This window comes from Shewanella sp. YLB-07 (assembly GCF_009377275.1).
This window is the reverse complement of the sequence record NZ_VOQB01000018.1, coordinates 32426-52101: the sequence shown is the minus strand read 5'-3', so window position 1 is coordinate 52101 and position 19676 is coordinate 32426. Positions and strand designations below refer to the sequence as shown.

Sequence of the window (19676 nt, the reverse complement as noted above, 5' to 3'; positions counted from 1 at the left end):
TTGTTTTCAGTGAGCAAAATATTCTCTAGACTGAGTCTCTTATAACAAAAACAAAGAAGCTTATTACAGATGCCAGATATCGCCCTACTCGCTGTTTTTCTACCGACCTTTTTCTTCGTATCAATCACACCCGGCATGTGTATGACACTCGCCATGACCTTAGGCATGAGTATCGGTGTGCGTCGAACCCTGTGGATGATGGGTGGTGAGTTGATTGGTGTGGCTATCGTTGCTATAGCAGCTGTCATGGGCGTCGCAAGTATCATGCTTAACTACCCTCAAGCCTTCTCAATCATCAAGTATGCCGGCGGTGCTTACCTCGCCTATATTGGTATCCAGATGTGGTTATCTAAAGGCAAGATGACCATAACCAATGAGCAGCAAACAGAAGTGAGCCGCACAACTCTATTCAATCAAGGGCTGATGACTGCGATTTCAAACCCTAAGGGGTGGGCCTTTATGGTATCCCTGCTACCGCCTTTCATCAGCGCAGATAAAGCAGTGGCTCCTCAGCTTTTCTGGCTATTGTCTATCATCTTAGTCTCTGAGGCAGTTGCTATGCTCGCCTATGCCTCTGGTGGTAAGAGCTTAAGAGTGTTTTTATCTAAGGGTGATAATATCAAGCTGATGAATCGTATCGCTGGCTCTTTGATGATAGGTGTCGGTTTCTGGTTGGCGTTAGGTTAAAGCCGATAAGAACAGGCTACAGCTTAGAGCCTGTAGCCTTATTTATTCCTTACTCTTTATTCTTGAACGGCAGTGACTTAGCAGCCTCTATCATGTAACGTCTATTTTGTTCGGCTTCCTGTAGAGTAAAACTCTCGATGGCGTCTCTGAAACCTGGGTGAGCAATCTCATGGTTTGAGTAGGTCTCCATTGGCTCAAACCCTCTAGAAATCTTATGCTCTCCCTGAGCCCCCGCATCTAAGGCCTGCAAACCATGTTTGATGCAGTATTCGATCCCCTGGTAATAACACGCCTCGAAATGTAAGGCATCGGCCTCTTCCAGACAGCCCCAATACCGACCATAGAGATGCGTATCACTGGTGAAATAGAGCGCCGCAGCGACGATACAGGCATCGCCAAGTTCCTCTGGTGAGCCGATATGCTCATCTAAGCCCTCAGGAGTATCCGAACTATCTGATCCATAGAATTGCGGCAATGGCTTCTCGACAACAAGCAATTGCACTTGCTCCGGCATCGTTGCTCCAATTAGCTTGAAAAAGTCTAGATTGAGATAGCCGTAATGGCCGGAGCGTTTCGCATAGGTTATCTGGTAACAGTAATAGAAGGATTGCCACTGAGCCTCAGTCACCTCAATACCCGGAATAAACCTGAATGTATAACCTTGTCCTTGGGCCTTATTTCTCTCTTTGATGATGTTTTTTCGTTTGCGTGAACTCATGGCAGACAAGAAATCATCAAATACCCGGTAACCTTGGTTACGCCAATGAAACTGAGTGCCCCTACGCTTAAGGGGCGTTAAGGGTGAAGCTGAAGGTGAAGATAAACCTGACTCTAGCTCTGGTTCTAACTGGGACATTGGTTGTGATTGTGAGAGTGAGATAAGCTTATGTTGCGCCTCAGGCATAAACAGGCAATGCCAGCTTGAATAGCTTCCGCGTCTCATCTCATGGCTGAGCGCTTGAATCATCAAGGAGACAACAGACTGAGACTCTTGCTCACTTAATTGCTTGCCTATGCCTAACCTGTTGCCCGTGACTGGCGTAAAAGGAACCGCGCTCAATAGCTTAGGGTAATAGTCGATGTGATTCCTTTCATAGGCCTCGGCCCAGGCCCAATCGAACACGTATTCTCCATAGGAATGACTCTTACTGTAAAGGGGCATCACAGCAATTCGCTTACCTTGGCTCAGCACAGACAAATGCATGGGAGTCCAACCGGATTTCGGGCACACACAGCGACTGTCTTCCAACGCCAGAAGATAGGCATGACAAGTAAAGGGGTTAACTCCCTTACCGCTCTCCTCAACATCTCCCTGCATCAAGGCATTCCATTCATCGGCAGGAATAGTGGAGATTGACTCCGAGAACTCAAGCTTCAAGTCTGATCCGAACAAGTACTTCTCCTACTTTTTTTGTCTTGCTATTTTGTATGATTAACGTCACATTGCTGAAATAACTATAACTTTCTAATATAAAAAGGGATCTCAATGCGCTCGCTAACACGATTATTCGTTGCCATATCTGTGGCCGTGCCTTTACTGGGCTTATCCTCGGCATTTCATGTCGCCCCCGTACAAGCCGCAGAATCTTCAATATACAGCCACATGGCAACCGCGCAACCCGTTTGGGCTAAGCATGGCATGGTATCGACTCAAGAGACATTAGCGACTCGAGCAGGCGTAGAGATTTTAAAGCAAGGCGGTAATGCCGTCGATGCTGCCGTGGCGGTTGGCTTTGCACTGGCCGTGACTTTGCCTCGTGCTGGCAACATAGGTGGCGGTGGCTTCATGTTGGTTCATCTCGCCGAGCCCAACAAAACTATCGCTATCGATTACCGTGAAATGGCGCCATCGAAAGCCCACAGAGACATGTACCTCAATGAGCATGGCGACGCCGTTGCTAAGCTGAGCCGCGAACACGGCCTGGCCGTCGGCGTACCGGGTACCGTGATGGGCATGGAACTGGCCTTAGAGAAATACGGCACCATGACCATGAAGCAAGTGATGGCTGCGGCGATAAAAATGGCGGGTGAAGGCATTACTGTTACACCAGATCTCTCTACCTCTTTAATTGGGCTAAAAAGACGTATCGCCCAATGGCCAAGCTCTGCCGAAATATTTTATAAAGCAGACGGCAGTAATTATCAGGTCGGTGACGTGCTTAAGCAACCTGAACTGGCCCACTCTTTATCCTTAATCGCCAAGCAAGGCAGTAAGGGCTTCTATCAAGGGGAAACGGCTCAAAAATTAGTTGCAGCCATTCAAGACGCTGGTGGGATCATGACACTCGATGATCTAAAGCAGTATAAAGTCGTCGAGCGAAAACCGGTGACAGGCGACTATCGTGGCTATAAAGTCGTGTCTATGCCGCCACCTTCATCCGGCGGTGTCCACATCGTCGAAATGCTCAACATATTAGAGACTTTCCCCATCGATAAACTGGGTCATAATACCGCCGCAACTCTTCACCTGATGACAGAAGCCATGAGACGCGCTTATGCCGATCGCAGTGAATACCTTGGCGATCCAGACTTCTATAAGGTGCCCGTAGAGGCCTTGACCAGTAAAGACTACGCCAAGAAGTTAGCCAGTCAAATCGCTATCAATAAGGCCACACCGAGCAGCGAAATCAAACCCGGTAAACTCGCGCCCTATGAGAGTAATCAAACCACACACTATTCTGTGGTCGACAAATGGGGCAACGCAGTATCCAATACCTACACCCTAAACTTCAGCTATGGCTCAGGATTAGTGGCTAAAGGCACAGGCATCTTACTCAACAATGAGATGGATGATTTTTCCGCAAAACCCGGCACTCCAAATGGTTATGGCCTGGTCGGCGGTGAAGCAAACTCAGTCGAAGGCAACAAACGGCCGCTAAGCTCGATGAGCCCAACCATAGTGATGAAAGATGGTAAACCCTTTATCATCACCGGCAGCCCTGGAGGTTCACGCATCATCACTACAACGATGCAGATCATCATGAATGTCATCGACCATGACCTTAATATCGCCGAAGCCACTGCCGCCCCTCGCATACACCATCAGTGGTTGCCCGATGTGCTACGTGTCGAACAGAGTCTCAATAGTGACACCATTGAGCTACTCGAAGCTAAGGGCCATAAGGTCAGTGTGGGTAATGCCATCGGCTCGACTCAATCGATAATGGTCACAGAGCAAGGCGTATTTGGCTCATCAGACCCTCGCCGCGCCGGATCGCTGACCTTAGGGTATTAATCCAGATAAAATCCACTTTGCACAGTTAAAAAGGGAAGCCATTGGCTTCCCTTTTTAAATATCTATAAAGCTCAGACAAACTGCTCTTATCCCAGCTCAAACCTACCCGAAAGATGCTAAAATCCGCCCCAAAAAAAATTTAACAAACTTTCAACAACTTAAGCTCTACAGGTACCATTGCGGCCTATATGTGAACTCACTTATGATCAAGTTTGTGGTTAATAATTTATCAAAAAGTGCCAGATAATGTATAAAAACAAGGCATTCAAAACATTTGTTACAAACAAAACATTATTTTGATAGCTTTAACACCTTTAACCATGATATTTAAAAGCTCTTAACGTCAGTTTAAGCCTTTTGACGTATAAATTGTCATGATGATTTTTTGTCTAGCTTAAACTGCACGCTTTTGCCCGCTATGGGCTTGGCGATAATATTTCAACACAAGCAAATAAAAACAAATCGGGGATATAAATAATGAAGGGATTAACCCTCAAACCACTGGTAACCGCTATGGCACTCACCTTTGCATTAGGTGCATGTAGCTCATCAACGACAGGAAGCGGCGACACCAATCTGGCACCTAACGTCGTAGCGCAGCAGATAATCGAAAACAATGCGGGTAACCCTTTTTTTAAGCCATACGATACTTACCTTGGTATTCCTGATTTCGATAAGATCAAACCAGAACACTACCTACCGGCATTCAAAGCGGGAATTGCTCAGCATCAAGCCGAAATGCAAGCCATCATAGATAACCCGGAAGCACCCAACTTCGCTAATACAATAGAAGCGATGGAATTTTCAGGTGAGCTAACCTCAAAAGTCGCCAGCGTGTTCTACAACCTAACGGGTGCCGACACTAATGATGCGCTGCAGACTATCTCAAAAGAGGTCTCGCCTATGCTTTCATCGGCCAGCGATGATGTATTGCTAAACGACAAATTGTTCCAAAAAGTAAAAGCGGTTTATGACTCACGAGATACTCTGGGCCTGAATACCGCTCAGTCTAAGCTACTCGATGACACTTATAAGTCTTTCACTCGTGGCGGCGCTAACCTAAACGAAACAGACAAGACCAAGCTTCGTGGTCTTAATGATCAGATTGGCAAACTCAGCCTGGAGTTTGGTGACAACCTACTGGCCGAAACTAACGCATTTGAGCTCGTTATCGATAACAAGGCCGATCTTTCTGGTCTACCAAAAGATGTGATTAACACAGCAGCGGATACCGCGGCAAAGCGTGGCCACGAAGGTAAGTGGGTGTTCACCACCTCACGCCCCTCTATCACACCATTTTTGACCTATGCCGACAGTCGCGAGCTACGCGAAAAGATCTACAACGGCTATATCATGCGCGGTAATAACGACAACGCTAATGATAACAAGCAGATCTTGGCTAAGATGGCTGCCCTACGTGCAGAGCGTGCGCAGCTGATGGGTTACAAGACCCATGCGCATTTCGTACTAGAAGAACGCACCGCTAAGACACCTGAAAATGTCTATGAGTTACTTAATAAGGTTTGGCCTGCAGCCCTTGCCCAGGCAGAAGCTGAAGTTGATGTTATGCAAGAGCTTATCGACTCTGAAGGCGGTAATTTCAAACTTGCAGGTTGGGATTGGTGGTATTACTCAGACAAGATCCGTGTGGCTAAGTACAGCTTTAACGAGCAACAGACTCGCCCCTACTTCTCACTGGAAAATACCCTTAAAGGTGTGTTCTATACGGCTAACCGTTTATTTGGCATCACAGTCAAGGAACGTACCGACTTACCTAAGTACAACGATGAAGTTCGTACCTGGGAAGTGTATGACAAAGACGGCTCTTTGATGGCCATCTTCATGGGTGACTACTATGTACGCGACAGCAAGCGTGGTGGTGCATGGATGAACTCTTACCGTCAGCAGTACAATATGAATGGCGTCGACTCTAAGCCTATCATAGTCAACGTACTTAACTACCCTCGCCCTGCAGCAGGTGAGCCTTCACTACTGACGTTTGATGAAGCCAGTACCCTGTTCCATGAATTTGGTCACGCCCTTCATGGCATGCTGTCAGATGTTCAGTATCGCTCTCAAGCAGGAACTTCTGTTCCACGTGATTACGTCGAGTTCCCATCACAGGTGATGGAAAACTGGATGACTCAACCCGAAGTATTGGCTCAGTTCGCTAAGCATTATAAGACCGGTGAAGTGATCCCTCAGGAGCTAGTGAAGAAGATACAGGCTGCGAGCAAGTTCAACCAAGGTTTTGCCACCGTTGAATATATGGCCGCGACTAAGTTAGATCTTGATTGGCACACAGTGACCGACTTTACCCCGAAAGATGCGGCAAAATTTGAAGCTGAGTCACTCAACAAGATGGGGCTTATCAATGAGATCACTCCAAGATACCGCAGTACTTACTTCTCGCACATTTTCTCGGGTGGATATTCTGCAGGTTACTACAGCTACCTTTGGTCTGATATCTTAGGTGCCGATGCATTCGAAGCCTTCAAAGAGAACGGTATCTTCGACCAAACAACAGCTGAAGCCTTCAGAAACAACATCTTGTCTCAAGGTGGCAGTGAAGATCCTATGCAACTTTACAAGCAGTTCCGTGGCAAAGAAGCGGGCATAGACCCACTACTTCGCAGCCGGGGTCTACTTGCAAAATAACACAGGGTCACAAACATAAAGTTTGTCCATGCATAGATTAAAATAATAAGAGCCCTTTTTAGGGCTCTTATTTATTGTTCTTCGTCAGTAATGCAGCCCCGGAATAATACTTTTCGCTTGCGACTCTCTTAAACGCTCTTAGTCCTCTTTTAAATACTTATTCTTGTTTCTATGCAGCCTTACTTCAATGCATACGTATTCAACTATCCCTGCAATGACCCAGTATTATTTTTAAGCAATGATGACTCAGTTCTCGAGGTGTAAATATAAAAATCAGAAATGGAATTTAAAATGAACAATAAAAAAAATCATAATTTAATCGCAAAAAGTTTAGCCATGACTTTATCTCTACTGAGTACAACGCAAATTCAAGCCCAAACTCAGCCAACCACCTTCGTTCATTTATTTGAATGGAGTTGGCAAGATGTCGCACAAGAATGTGAAGACTATTTAGGCCCTAAAGGCTATCGGGCTGTACAAGTATCGCCGCCCAATGAGCATATTCAAGGTTCACCGTGGTGGACACGCTACCAACCAGTGAGTTATCAATTAGAAAGTCGCAGTGGAACACGTGAACAGTTCATTGATATGGTTAACCGCTGTAAAAATGTTGGTGTAGATATTTACGTAGATGCCGTCATCAATCATATGGCTCATGGCAGTGGTACAGGCTCTGCTGGCAGTGTTTATGGGAATAAACACTATCCAATGTATGACCCTCAAGATTTTCATAACACCTGCGCTATTAATGATTATGGTGATCGTTGGCAAGTTCAAAACTGTGAGCTAGTCGGTTTGCCTGATTTAAATACTGGTTCAGCTTATGTGCAAGCTACATTAGCGGGTTATTTAAATGATTTAATCAGTATTGGTGTCACAGGTTTTCGTTTCGATGCTTCCAAACACATGTCAATTGAAGACATTCAGGGAGTATTATCGAACGTGAATGGCACGCCCTTAATCTTTCAGGAAGTGATCGATCAAGGGGGGGAAGCCATCGGCTCCTCTGAATATACAAGTGCTGGCTTAGTGACTGAATTTAAATACACCACCAAATTAGGTGACACTTTTAGAAACGGTAAACTCGCTTGGCTAAATAATTTCGGCGAAGCTTGGGGTTTTATGCCCAGCAACTCAGCCGTCGTCTTTGTCGATAATCATGACAATCAACGTGGTCATGGTGGAGGCGGGAATGTTATCACCTTTGAAGATGGGCGCTTATACGATTTAGCCAATGTATTTATGTTAGCTTACCCCTATGGCTACCCAAAAGTAATGTCGAGCTACGAGTATCATGGTGATTTTGATGCAGGAAAGCCGCATATTCCCGTTCATAACCAAGGCAACTTAGAATGTTTTGCCAGTAACTGGAAGTGTGAGCACAGATGGTCTTATATCTCTGGCGCTGTCGATTTCAGAAACAATACCGCTGACAACCTCAGCATGACTAATTGGTGGGATAATGACAATAACCAAATAGCTTTTGGCCGTGGTAGCTCAGGATTTGTTGCTATCAATAAAGAAGACATTAATTTAACCTCTATCCTAAATACGGACATGACAGCAGGTACTTACTGCAACGTGCTCAAAGGTCAATTGTCAGCCGATGGATTATCTTGTAGTGGTGAAACAATTAGGGTCAATACCGATGGCAGTATCAATGCAAATATCGGCTCTTGGGACGCCTTTGCCATTCACCGTGGTGCCAAAGTCACCGGCGTTACGATTCCACCGGAAAGTGATTGGCAACGTACCCTGATATTCATTCGAGCTCAAACTCTGAGCGGTCAAAATATGTTTATTCGCGGTGGTATCGACCATAATTATGCTAACAATATTTTAGGAAGAAACTGTCAAACGACTAACTTAGATTGTGCTATGCCCATCAAGCATAACAACATGCTTAATGTCACCACAACGCAGTGGAAAGCCAATGAAAGCTATCTAGACTGGTACGGAAGTGAAGCTAGCCAAAGCATGGAATCTGAAGGAACACCACTGGATTGGACAACCAATATCTGGCCAAATAGCTGGGGCACCAAACGAACCACTGCAGTCGATGGATATGGTGAAGATCCATTCAACATTTGGGGCCAACATTACTGGATGCTGGATGTCGATATGGACTGTAGTAAAGCCGTCAACGGACAATTTGAAATAAAGGCTTTCATTAAAAATGGTCAAGGCTGGGAGTCTAACATCTCACAAGTTGATGCGCCTTATGGCTCTAATAACCATTTTGCCCAATGTGGAAAAATCAACAAATTTGACTTCAACGCTAATAGTGTTGACGTTCGTGACTTTTAACCCCTTCCAACCGAGCTAATTCATTGTAGCTTAGCGGTTTCCAGCATTGCATAAGAGCCCTTTAGAGGGCTCTTTCCCTCCCTAGATAAACGTTTATCTAGGGCCCTGACCATCAACGAAATATACACATCAAATACATTAAACTACCAAGGTATCAAGCGAACGATACACTTCTGCTCAAATTTAAACCAAACGACATCTAAGTCTCATATAAAGCGTTAAACCCTTACTCTAAATCACATTATTGAAACTTATCCAGCATATAATAACCTCACGCCCTCAGTGATATCACAAGAAATATCACGTTGGTTACATGAGGCATAACTTAACAACAAGAGTCATGCCTCGGGGTCTTAAATAAATGAGAATGATGGATATGTTTAATAAAAAAGTTTTAGCAGTAGTTATCGCTTCAACACTTGGCCTTGCGGCTTGTGGATCTGATGATAATGATGTCGCGGCCATTCAAGTGGATCTTCGTATTCTTGAAACCAGTGATCTTCATACCAACATCATGGATTATGATTATTACAAAACCAAGTATGACCCGAGCATAGGCCTTGCACGAACGGCTAGCCTGATTAAACAGCGAGGCGCTGAAGTCAGCAACTTCGTATTAGTCGACAACGGTGACTTATTGCAAGGCAGCCCAATGGGCGACTACGTTGCCGATAACTTTAAACGCGACAGCACCATAGGCGGCACTCATCCAGCATATAAGGCCATGAATACACTCGGCTACTCTGTGGGCAACTTAGGCAACCATGAGTTTAACTATGGCCTGGATTTCTTAAGCGAAGCCATAGCAGGCGCAAACTTCCCTTACATCAATGCTAACGTCTTATGTGAAGCCGATTGCTGGGAAGGCAAAGAAAAGGGTGATAACTTATTCACCCCTTACATCATCGAAGAAAAAACGGTCATCGACAGCAAGGGTGATCAGCAAACGGTTAAAATTGGCTATATCGGCTTCGTGCCCCCTCAGATATTACTCTGGGATAAGCAAAACCTATCCGGCAAAGTTTCAGTTATGGGTATTGTCGAAGCTGCTGAAAAATTCGTTCCATTAATGAAAGCTGAGGGCGCCGATGTTATCGTCGCAATCCCACACTCAGGCGTGGGCACACCTTCAAATCCAATCGATGTCAACGACGAAAATGCCACTTACGCGCTATCTCTGGTAGAAGGTATCGATGTGATAACCTTTGGTCACAGCCATTCAGTATTTCCGTCGGCAACATTTGAAGGTCTGGAAAATGCCGATCTGGAGAAAGGGACTATCAATGGTGTGGCTGCCGTCATGCCTGGCCGTTGGGGTGATAACTTAGGTATTGTCGATCTAAAACTTGAGATGCAAGACGGTAATTGGGTCATTATCGATCGCACTGCAAAAGCTGCTCCTATCTATGACAAAAATGCTGATGAACCTGAATTAGTCAGTGCAGATAATGGTATTCGAGACGCCGTTGCAATCGAACACCAAGGTACACTTAACTATGTCAACCAGCCGATTGGTAAAGCATCCGCCGACATGTACAGCTTCCTTACCTTAGTGCAAGATGATCCATCGGTGCAGATTGTCTCCGATGCCCAGATAGCCAAAGTAAAGGCTAACCTTACTGACGCGTTAAAAGATATTCCGGTATTGTCTGCCGCAGCACCTTTTAAAGCAGGTGGACGTCACAGCACTACCGCCGATGCAGACTCTTATGTGCAAGTTCCAGCCGGCGACTTGACCTACAAAAATGCAGCAGATCTTTATCTATATCCAAATACCATGGTTGTAGTAAAAGTCACAGGTGCAGAAGTGAAAGATTGGCTAGAGTGCAGTGCAAACCAATTTAACCAAATATCAGCAACCTCAACAGAGCCGCAGTATTTAATCAATTGGGACACACACAGAACCTACAACTTCGATGTCATCGATGGTGTCACCTACAAGATTGATGTGACTCAACCGACTAAGTTTGATGGTGATTGTAAACTGCTTGATGCCGATGCCAACCGTATCGTCGATCTAGCTTATACCGAGGACGGAATATTAATCACTGGCGATGAATTTGCTAACAAAGAGTTCATTATAGCGACAAACAACTACCGCGCATTCGGTGGTAAATTTGCGGGTACAGGTTCAGATTACGTCATCATGGAGCTACCGGATAGCAACCGTGAAGCTCTCGCTCAGTACATCACTGAAGAGACTGAGGCGAATGGTGAAGTAAATCCAAGCGCTGATAATAACTGGGACTTCGTGACGATCAACACAAGTACTAATTTGGATATTCGCTTCGAAACTCAAGATAGTGAGCTCGCTGACAAGTTTATTCTTGAGAATCAAGTACGTCCGTTAACCAAACGTGCTGACTTAACTGATGAGTTTGGTTTCGCCATTTACAATATAGACTTAACAACCGAAGCTACCGCTAAGTAAGACTTAAGCTGTTCTTAACTAACCAAAGGCTCCCAACGGAGCCTTTTCAATTTAACCTTAATGACAACCCAAATTTTATCAGGCTCTTATCTCATTCACCCGCCAGGTTTCAGTGATTTTAGGGTCCAGGTAATTGGTGCACAATTTAGGGATAACCAACAATAAGACGAGTAAGCTGACAATATAACGAATAACAATAATATCAACAGCCATTGCTAATAAGCCGAGGCCAATAAACACGGCAAGAAAGGGAAACGTTGCTTTGAACCTAGTCCGTTCATTCCTATGATATTCCAACTCTTCTGGCAATAACAGTTGCACCAACTCCAACGCATGAGCTTTAACCGTCTGGTTAATGAAAACCACCCTATGTCGTTTATCTTTATGCTTTACATAGAAAATATCAGAATTGTGATCACTCACCAGCTCAGAGATCTCATCAAAGGGAATTCGCCGCACTTTTTGGGGTTCGGCTAACGCAATGAGCTCATCAACTGACGCATCATGCTGATATTTGATTTGTAACCGTTTAGCCATCCGACGTTCAAACTCGAAAAAAACCAGCTCGTCGGCTTGTATTAGCACTAAGTATTTATCATCGATATCTAACCAAGAGTTTTGCGTGTAAAACCCCTCTGGTAGACTCCCTTGTGAGACTTTAATACTCAGATATTTTAGTAAAAGATAGGCAATAACACTCACAAACACGCTGAATAACACGGCATTAAAGAAGTGCTCTACCACCCCTTCGGCAGCCAAATTAGTATCTACAAATGCGGCTTGATCTAACTGTTGCCACAAATAGGACCCAGGGTCAAAGTATTCAACAATCAATACCGACCAAAAAGTAGTAAAAATGAAAATCGCGAAGGTGAGAGCCCAAATAACATGTTGGCTTTGTTGGCTTGGAGAACGATATTTAATCATGCTACTTCCCTGTATATTACGACATAAACTTTACTGAATTACATTCACCAATTTAGCTGATATAACACTGTAAACTTATAACGTCTGCCCGCTCCCTTCCTGGAGCGAAAACTCACAATTAATAATTTATCTGTCACTAACAATATAGCAGTAAAAACCAATATAGCACCGTAAATTGAAGTTTTTCACTCATTCATATTAAGGGATACGGCGCTGAAACTATTCTATCTTTTGCCTCTTTGAGCCCTGCTTAATCTCCCTGCACCCCAGGATTATCCAGATAGGCTTACTCTATTAGGTTATGCATTTTCCAGCTAAGGGCTATAAGCTCATCTTTTTCAAAAACAGTCATTGTCACTTCCATGCCCTTCTATATAACTTACAGCTAGGCTCGAAACCATCATATCTGGGTAGCGCGACATCTAGCTCTTTCCAGCTCGATTTCGATGACACAAAATTATGCTTAAAGTTAATCAATGATTATTAATGTCAGTCCAGATATATCTCGCCTTTACTCACCAGCACACTGTTACCGCCAATCCAGGTATCAATAACTTGCCCTGCCTTTTTAAGCGCTCTAGCCTTAAGCACGCTAGGACGGTCCATTTCGACGCCTTGGGCTATGGTCCAACACAGCATGCCCTCTTGCAAACTAGAATAATGTGCTAGCAAGCCGGCTAATGCACAATTTGCACTGCCGGTAGCCGGATCTTCTGGTACACCATCGAATGGGGCAAACATACGAGCCTGAATATCAAACTGCTGCTCTGCTTTTGACGATTCTTCTCGTTTTACATAGAGATGAATATCCGGGGTTACGCCTATGGCTTGTATCTTCTCGAACGCGTCCAACTTAGCTCTCGCGCTTGCTAATGCATCTAAACTCATAAGCTCAACCATGAGGAATGGCAACCCAACCGAAGCCACAATAGGCTGATGAGTGCTAAGCTGGATATCATCAAGATTGAGCGACAGAGCCTCGGCAACGAGAGACGCATCGATACTTTGCCCCAAGGAGACAACCTCTGGCGCTTTGAGTTCACAGAAGATAGCGCCATCGTCTTGCTGTGCTATGGAGATGGGCACCAGCCCAGCCTTCTCCTCGAAGATGATTGTTTGCAGCTCTTGCCTATCGAGCAAACCGGTCTTAGCCAATAAAAATGCGGTACCCACATTGGGATGTCCGGCAAAGGGCACCTCTATAGATGGGGTGAAAATGCGCACTTTCCTCGTATTTCCTTGCTCAGCAGGAAACACGAAGGTGCTCTCAGGAAAGTTAAACTCACGAGCGATCTGTTGCATCTGCTCAGAGGTTAACCCTTGTGCATCCGGCAATACGGCTAATTGGTTACCACCAAAGCGTTTATCGGTAAATACATCACAAATATAATAGGGGTAAGACTTCATCGAACACTTTTCCTTAGTTATTCATTGACTTATCTAAGGCTAACAATAAGCCGCCATTACTCTTTTCATTATCTAAAGACTCACGAGATCTAACGCTTGCTAGAACCTCTCATCACTACTTATGTAAGCACTATCTCAGTGTCTTGCAAAATATTCAGACATCTTGTTCCTCTTTATTTAGCGACTCTTTATTTAACCAGATAGAGGCAATCTTCCAGCCCTATCGACTCTGGATATTGCGTTTCCTCAAAGCCAAGGCTCAGATAAAGGTTTAGAGCAGGTAAGTTATGACTTAGGACAAACAAGGATAGGTTGCCGGGCTTAGCTGCAATCCCTAAGTGCTGGCAAGCTAACTCACTCAAGAGCGCTATTAAGATATGGCTGATTTTCTGATTTTCAAACCTTCCCGACAAACATCTCTTACCGCGAAAGGCTGGCGCTATGACCAGGCGGCCCAGATGACATTTGTCATTACGGCGGTAACACTGGCCAAACCCGGCTAACTGACCATCATGAGTGATTAGAGAATATGAGATTAAATCGTCTAGCTTAAGATCTTCGATAAAGCTTGCATCGGTGAAAGGAAAACGAAAACCAGGTCCAGCCCAATTTTTCAGTGCTGCCTCATCGGTAAACCAGGTCATCATCTGCTGCACCTGATCTCTGTCAACATTGAACAGCTTCATCTTTAATCCCTTTAACCCATTTGGACACTTCTTTGACACCTTTATACCGATTGGTATTAATGCCAAAACGTAAACCACTATCACAAAATAACAGACACAAAAGTGTTTGCGAAACTAGCATTCCAAGATACAGTATTCTCTAATATTTAAGTAAACTATTTCTCTGTTTACATTTCATTTATTTACGAATTAGTTGTAACTAAATACTCTATCTGTGTAAGGTTTATATCTATGTCTTTAGTACCATTTTCTCAAGCATGCGAAAATAACAAGGCCCCGATACTCGAAGTCATAAGTCAAGTTTTCTCAACATCTAAGTGCGTACTAGAGATAGGCACAGGTACCGGCCAGCATGCTGTGCATTTTGCTCAAGCTCTGCCCCATCTGACTTGGCAAACCAGCGATCAGGTTTGCTATCTCGACGGCATTAACGCACAACTTAAGCAGGCACGCTCGCTAGGCGATCAAAACACAGATCCCATCGCAAATATCCAAAGTCCGTTAATACTTGACGTGACTCAGCCCTGGCCACTTGCGAGTCATCAAACAGAAATTGATGGTATTTTTACCGCTAACACCTTGCATATCATGGCAAAGGATATGGTCGAAGCCTTCTTTATTGGCGTAGGTAAACATCTGCGTACCCAAGGTAATCTGTGTATTTATGGCCCGTTCAATTACGCCGATAACTACACCAGCGAGAGTAATGCCAGATTCGATACCTGGCTAGCGCAGCAGGATCCGAGAAGCGCCATACGAGACATTGAATGGATAGTTCAACTTGCAGAAACTCAAGGACTACGCTTAATTGAAGATCATACAATGCCTGCTAATAATCGATTACTGCATTTTGAAAAAAATAAATGACTAATAGCTTATCTCTAGGTTCATTTCAGAGGTATTTATTTTTACATTAAAGATAATTTCCATTCAATCGAAATTTAAATTAGCAGTTTTTTAACGACAGTTTAAAAATAAAATATTTTTAATATTATAAGGTTACCTTACAAAGAACGACATCCTTTACTTAAATACCACGATGTGTATAATTAATGACCACCCGAATCATTTGGAGAGGATAATATGACAATACTCAATTCACCATTATTCACTCCTCAAGATTTAAATATATTCGTTCCCATCTCTGCGGCCATTCTATTCTGTTGGTTTACCCAAGATCCAAAGATAAAACTTAACTTTGTCAGCAGCCCACACACTCTCTGATTTTTAAAAAATATTTTCCATATATTTACTTTATTAAATTAGAGAGTTAATACTATGTTTAATTTACCCCAACCTTATAAAATTAAGGCTGTAGAGCCTATTCGTTTGCTCACTGAAAAAGAGCGATTTCAAGCACTGACTGATATAGGTTTTAACCCTTTTCTATTGAGAAGCGAGCAGGTTTTTATCGATCTGCTAACTGACTCCGGCACAGGCTCCATGAGCAACCAGCAATGGGCAGCCATCATGCGTGGAGATGAATCCTATGCTGGCAGCTCAAGTTATTATGCATTGGAAGCAGCTGTCACGGATATTTTTGACTATCAATATACTATTCCAACGCACCAGGGACGAGGCGCCGAACAAATACTTTTTCCGGTTTTAATCAAAGAAATGAAAGAAAAACGAGGCGGTAAAGAGCCAGTGTTTATCTCTAATTACCACTTTGATACCACCGCGGCCCATGTTGAACTTAATGGAGCAAAAGCCATCAATGTCGTCATCGAAGATGCGTACAACGCCAGTGCTTTTCACCGATGGAAAGGCAACTTTGATGTCGATTTATTACAGAATAATATTGAACATTATGGGGCCGAAAACATAGCGGCGATCATCATGACAATCACTTGCAATAGTATGGGTGGACAACCAGTCTCTATGGATAATATGGCCGAAGTCTATGCCATAGCCAAATTAAACAACATTCCGGTTGTTATTGATGCTGCACGCTTTGCTGAAAATGCATGGTTTATCAAAGAACGTGATCCAGAATATTTTAATATCGATATCGATGAGATTGTTAAAACCATGTTCCGCTACGGAGACATGTTTACCATGTCTGCCAAGAAAGATGCCATGGTCAACATTGGCGGGCTATGCTGCTTCAAAAATAGTATAGATCTCTACCAGCAAACTCAGGTGCTTTGTATTCCGATGGAAGGATTTGCCACTTATGGTGGTTTAGCAGGCAGAGACATGGAAGCCATGGCGGTAGGACTCTATGAAGCAATAGATTATTCCTACCTAACAGCGCGGATAAGTCAGGTCTCCTTACTCAGTGAAAGACTAGCTGAAGCGGGCATCCCAGTTCAAAGCCCCAATGGCGGGCATGCTGTGTTCATTGATGCCAAAGCCTTCCTGCCTCACATTCCCGCTCATCAGTTTCCTGGGCACGCACTCGCTATTGCCCTATATCTGGAAGGGGGTATCCGCAGCGCTGAAATCGGCTCCTTACTACTTGGAAGAGATCCTGAAACTGGTAAGCAAAAAGACTCACCAACCGAACTTCTCAGACTCGCTATCCCTAGGCGAGTTTACACCAATGAACACATAGAGTATGTGGTCAATGTCTTCGCTAAGTTGATAGAGAAAAAATCAGAGATCTCAGGCTATACATTCACTGTTGAGCCGCCTGTTCTGAGGCACTTCCTCGCACAATTCACTCCCGTTTAAACATTATCAAGACCAGCCATGCCATTCATTAAATAATGAATGGCATGGCTATTTAATTGATGATGTTTACCCGGGTCTATCTCGGCGCAATATGAGGTCATCATCATAAACTAATTAATATAGGTTACTTAGTTATGGAATATTCTAATAATAAACTCTCGCTTATATACGGTGCAGCCGTAGTCGTCAGCACAGCTGTCGGTGTAGGTATGATGAGCCTACCAATTGTCAGTATCGGCATGTGGTTTCTCCTCAGTGTCGCGGTCGTGGTGCTGACTGCAATATATATGCTCGCCGCTGGCTCATTGTTACTAGAAGTGAATATGAACTACCCCGTTGGGACTGGGTTTCATTCAATGATAAAAGATTGCATGGGGAACAAACCCACATATTTCAATGATGCCATGATGATATTTAATGGCTTCATTTTATTATATGCTTATATTACCGCCGGAACAGACACAATCAAAGTTTACAGTGAAACTCTAGTTGGGTTTGAAATAAACTCAACATTATCAGCCTTGTTATTCACTGCTGTTTTAGGCGTTATAATCTGTTGCAAACCCATTATTATCAGCAAGATTTCATGTTCATTAATATTTATTATGTTATGTACTTTTGCTTATCTTCTTATAGACCTTGGTAATACAGTAGAATTAAGCAATATTATCGATAAGGAGCAATCACTATTCGATAGCACTATCCCACTCTTGCCCTATGTCATATTAACCCTCCCCTTCTTTATGGCGGCAGCAGGTTACCAACAAATAATCCCCATGCTAAGAAACTTATATAAAAACAAGCCAGAACGTGTCATGAAAAGCATTTTTCTTGGACTATCAATTGTGAGTGTTTTCTATATTTTATGGATGTTCGTCATTATGGGAAACCAAAGCCAAAATGACATGATTGCTAAAGTGAATGCTGGTAATACCAATATTGAAGGCATTGTTTCGCTGATAGGTCATAACAGTGGTGAGCTTAATGCCCTGCTGTTTTTCTTTGTACAAGTGGCGGTGATCACCTCTTTTATCGGTGTGGCAAAAGGCTTACTTGATTACCTGTCAGACATCATGATTAATCAATGGGGCTTATCCGATCGCTATCCACGATTATTAGTGCTGGCGCCCCCACTTTTATGTTCATTAATGTTCCCTAACGGATTTCTTATCGCCATCGGCTTTGCCGGATTAGCTGGGGCGATTTGGGGAGGGATCTTTCCAGCAATACTCGCGCAGATCAGTCGAAAAAAACACGCTAGCAATGGATATGTCACCTTCGGCGGCAAGATGACCCCTTGGTTCACATTGGCCTACAGCATGTTAATCATCTGCTCTATGCTGCTGTCCTCTTTTGAGCTGTTACCCACCATGCCACAACTTCAAGAATCGATGACATTAAAGGATTAATATCATGAAGCGTACTAATATCCCCGTACATTTTTGTTTTGCTTGGCTGACCATACTTGTCGCCATTATTCCTCCAACAAGTCAGCCTATTGCAAAAGAATATCCTGACATTGAGTTGCCCATTACACCTGTAACGCCACAAGCTAATTCTGTCGTCGATATCGATGCCGATTACCTGACTTATGTCACTGGAGCAACCGAAACCCAATCAAATAAAAATTCCAATGCTGCCGGAGGCATCATAAGGCTGATGGTTGACTGGACGCTGATTGAAAACAAGCAAAACGACACTGGTAAATATGTCTTAAAAGTAGAACATCGTCATAGATACACAGACACTAGCCCTAAAGCATTTGTCATCGACAATGTCGGAGCCGTTGGACTCATACAGCCCATCCTTAGTGATCAAGGCTTGCGTTTAACCAACCTGTATTGGAAGCAGCAGTTTAACCAGAATGATACCGAGTTATTAATCGGTTTTCTTGATACCACCGACTACATTGACACCTATGCATTAGGCAACCCCTGGAATGGATTTTCCAATTTCATCTTCAGCACAGGTGCAGGCACGATTGCAATGCCCGATGAAGCTACATTTGGGATATCGGTTAGGCACATGTTTAACGAGGAATTATATGGCTTAGCCAGTCTCTCCGATGGTAATGCCGATTCCAGTCACCCTTTTGAAGCTTTTAGCAAAATTTTTGATGAGCAGGCGCTTTTTAGTTCACTGGAACTGGGTTGGATTGAATCATTAGATCAATTTTATACCCGTAATCTTCATCTTATTGCTTGGCAACTCGATGGCGGCACCCGCCACAGCACACAGGACAGTCAAGGCATCAATTTATCAGCCACCTATATGATTGAACGATGGATCCCTTTCTTACGCGCAGGCTACGCTGAGGGAGATGCCAGTTTGCTCTCAAGCTCTGTAACCGCTGGGGTAGGTTTCGTTGGATTAGGCACAGGACAAGACTCCCTTAATCTTGCCCTTGGTTGGGGCAAGCCCAATAAAGCCTTGTTCGGTACGCAATTTGATGACCAATACACGGGCGAACTTTTTTACAAATACCGCCTTAATGCTCACCTCAAGTTCAGCCCTAATATTCAATACCTCCATACTTTACCGTTGACCCCTGAGGCAGATAATTCATGGGTATGGGGGTTAAGAGTTCATTTCACGTTATAAAAACAGGTATTATTTTACAGCCCCTCATTGTTATTCTGCCCTTTAAAATGGCAGAGTAACA

The 19676-nt window shown here is 43.9% G+C and carries 13 protein-coding genes; 9 read left to right on the top strand and 4 right to left on the bottom strand.

Translation table 11 applies throughout. The features are described 5' to 3' along the window. Nucleotides 1–69 precede the first annotated feature (69 nt). Nucleotides 70–687, top strand: coding sequence for a LysE family translocator (locus FS373_RS27535; RefSeq protein ID WP_152831056.1), 618 nt, complete (start codon nt 70–72; stop codon nt 685–687). Nucleotides 688–736: 49 nt separating this feature from the next. Here FS373_RS27535 and FS373_RS27530 read toward each other — a convergent pair whose 3' ends face one another. After that, nucleotides 737–2080, bottom strand: coding sequence for a GNAT family N-acetyltransferase (locus tag FS373_RS27530; protein ID WP_152831055.1), 1344 nt, complete (start codon nt 2078–2080; stop codon nt 737–739). 93 nt (nt 2081–2173) lie between these two features. Here FS373_RS27530 and ggt point away from each other — a divergent pair, with 93 nt between their 5' ends. The 4 genes from ggt to FS373_RS27510 all read left to right on the top strand — a co-directional run bounded on the left by ggt (nt 2174) and on the right by FS373_RS27510 (nt 11318). Then, the gene (gene ggt / locus FS373_RS27525) at nt 2174–3922 is read left to right on the top strand and encodes a gamma-glutamyltransferase (RefSeq protein WP_152831054.1); all 1749 of its coding nucleotides are present in this window, start codon (nt 2174–2176) and stop codon (nt 3920–3922) included. 477 nt (nt 3923–4399) lie between these two features. Continuing rightward, complete coding sequence (locus FS373_RS27520; protein ID WP_144046965.1) at nt 4400–6580, top strand: M3 family metallopeptidase; 2181 nt, start codon at nt 4400–4402, stop codon at nt 6578–6580. Nucleotides 6581–6871: 291 nt separating this feature from the next. Next, on the top strand, nt 6872–8887 hold the full coding sequence (locus FS373_RS27515) for an alpha-amylase (RefSeq protein WP_416221776.1): 2016 nt from the start codon (nt 6872–6874) through the stop codon (nt 8885–8887). Between the two features lie 376 nt (nt 8888–9263). Further along, complete coding sequence (locus FS373_RS27510; protein ID WP_185976844.1) at nt 9264–11318, top strand: bifunctional 2',3'-cyclic-nucleotide 2'-phosphodiesterase/3'-nucleotidase; 2055 nt, start codon at nt 9264–9266, stop codon at nt 11316–11318. Nucleotides 11319–11396: 78 nt separating this feature from the next. Here the strand turns inward: FS373_RS27510 and FS373_RS27505 are convergent, their stop codons facing one another. The 3 genes from FS373_RS27505 to FS373_RS27495 form a co-directional block, all read right to left on the bottom strand. After that, a complete protein-coding gene (locus FS373_RS27505; protein ID WP_144046967.1) occupies nt 11397–12245 on the bottom strand; it encodes a 2',3'-cyclic-nucleotide 2'-phosphodiesterase in 849 nt (282 codons plus the stop codon). 489 nt (nt 12246–12734) lie between these two features. Then, entirely contained in the window at nt 12735–13652 is a 918-nt protein-coding gene (locus FS373_RS27500; protein ID WP_144046968.1) for a PhzF family phenazine biosynthesis protein, read from the bottom strand. Between the two features lie 188 nt (nt 13653–13840). Continuing rightward, a complete protein-coding gene (locus FS373_RS27495; RefSeq protein WP_144046969.1) occupies nt 13841–14338 on the bottom strand; it encodes a GNAT family N-acetyltransferase in 498 nt (165 codons plus the stop codon). Nucleotides 14339–14569: 231 nt separating this feature from the next. On the opposite strand from FS373_RS27495, the gene FS373_RS27490 reads away from it, so the two are divergent. From FS373_RS27490 to FS373_RS27475, 4 genes are all read left to right on the top strand, one after another. Further along, nucleotides 14570–15205 carry a DUF938 domain-containing protein gene (locus FS373_RS27490; protein ID WP_144046970.1) on the top strand — a complete coding sequence of 212 codons (636 nt, stop codon included), beginning with the start codon at nt 14570–14572 and terminating at the stop codon, nt 15203–15205. 411 nt (nt 15206–15616) lie between these two features. Then, nucleotides 15617–17014: a tryptophanase gene (locus FS373_RS27485; protein WP_152831053.1), complete on the top strand. Its 1398-nt coding sequence runs from the start codon at nt 15617–15619 to the stop codon at nt 17012–17014. Nucleotides 17015–17148: 134 nt separating this feature from the next. After that, nucleotides 17149–18423, top strand: a complete 1275-nt coding sequence (locus FS373_RS27480; protein ID WP_152831052.1) for an aromatic amino acid transport family protein — start codon at nt 17149–17151, stop codon at nt 18421–18423. Between the two features lie 4 nt (nt 18424–18427). Continuing rightward, entirely contained in the window at nt 18428–19615 is a 1188-nt protein-coding gene (locus tag FS373_RS27475; RefSeq protein ID WP_152831051.1) for a carbohydrate porin, read from the top strand. Nucleotides 19616–19676 lie beyond the last annotated feature (61 nt).

Bases quoted from the DNA above. Each gene is read 5' to 3' on its own strand.
- FS373_RS27500 (WP_144046968.1), bottom strand. From the start codon at position 13,652: ATGAAGTCTTACCCCTATTATATTTGTGATGTATTTACCGATAAACGC.
- FS373_RS27480 (WP_152831052.1), top strand. From the start codon at position 17,149: ATGGAATATTCTAATAATAAACTCTCGCTTATATACGGTGCAGCCGTA.
- FS373_RS27495 (WP_144046969.1), bottom strand. From the start codon at position 14,338: ATGAAGCTGTTCAATGTTGACAGAGATCAGGTGCAGCAGATGATGACC.
- FS373_RS27505 (WP_144046967.1), bottom strand. From the start codon at position 12,245: ATGATTAAATATCGTTCTCCAAGCCAACAAAGCCAACATGTTATTTGG.
- FS373_RS27490 (WP_144046970.1), top strand. From the start codon at position 14,570: ATGTCTTTAGTACCATTTTCTCAAGCATGCGAAAATAACAAGGCCCCG.
- FS373_RS27475 (WP_152831051.1), top strand. From the start codon at position 18,428: ATGAAGCGTACTAATATCCCCGTACATTTTTGTTTTGCTTGGCTGACC.
- FS373_RS27510 (WP_185976844.1), top strand. From the start codon at position 9,264: ATGTTTAATAAAAAAGTTTTAGCAGTAGTTATCGCTTCAACACTTGGC.
- FS373_RS27535 (WP_152831056.1), top strand. From the start codon at position 70: ATGCCAGATATCGCCCTACTCGCTGTTTTTCTACCGACCTTTTTCTTC.
- FS373_RS27485 (WP_152831053.1), top strand. From the start codon at position 15,617: ATGTTTAATTTACCCCAACCTTATAAAATTAAGGCTGTAGAGCCTATT.
- ggt (WP_152831054.1), top strand. From the start codon at position 2,174: ATGCGCTCGCTAACACGATTATTCGTTGCCATATCTGTGGCCGTGCCT.
- FS373_RS27515 (WP_416221776.1), top strand. From the start codon at position 6,872: ATGAACAATAAAAAAAATCATAATTTAATCGCAAAAAGTTTAGCCATG.
- FS373_RS27520 (WP_144046965.1), top strand. From the start codon at position 4,400: ATGAAGGGATTAACCCTCAAACCACTGGTAACCGCTATGGCACTCACC.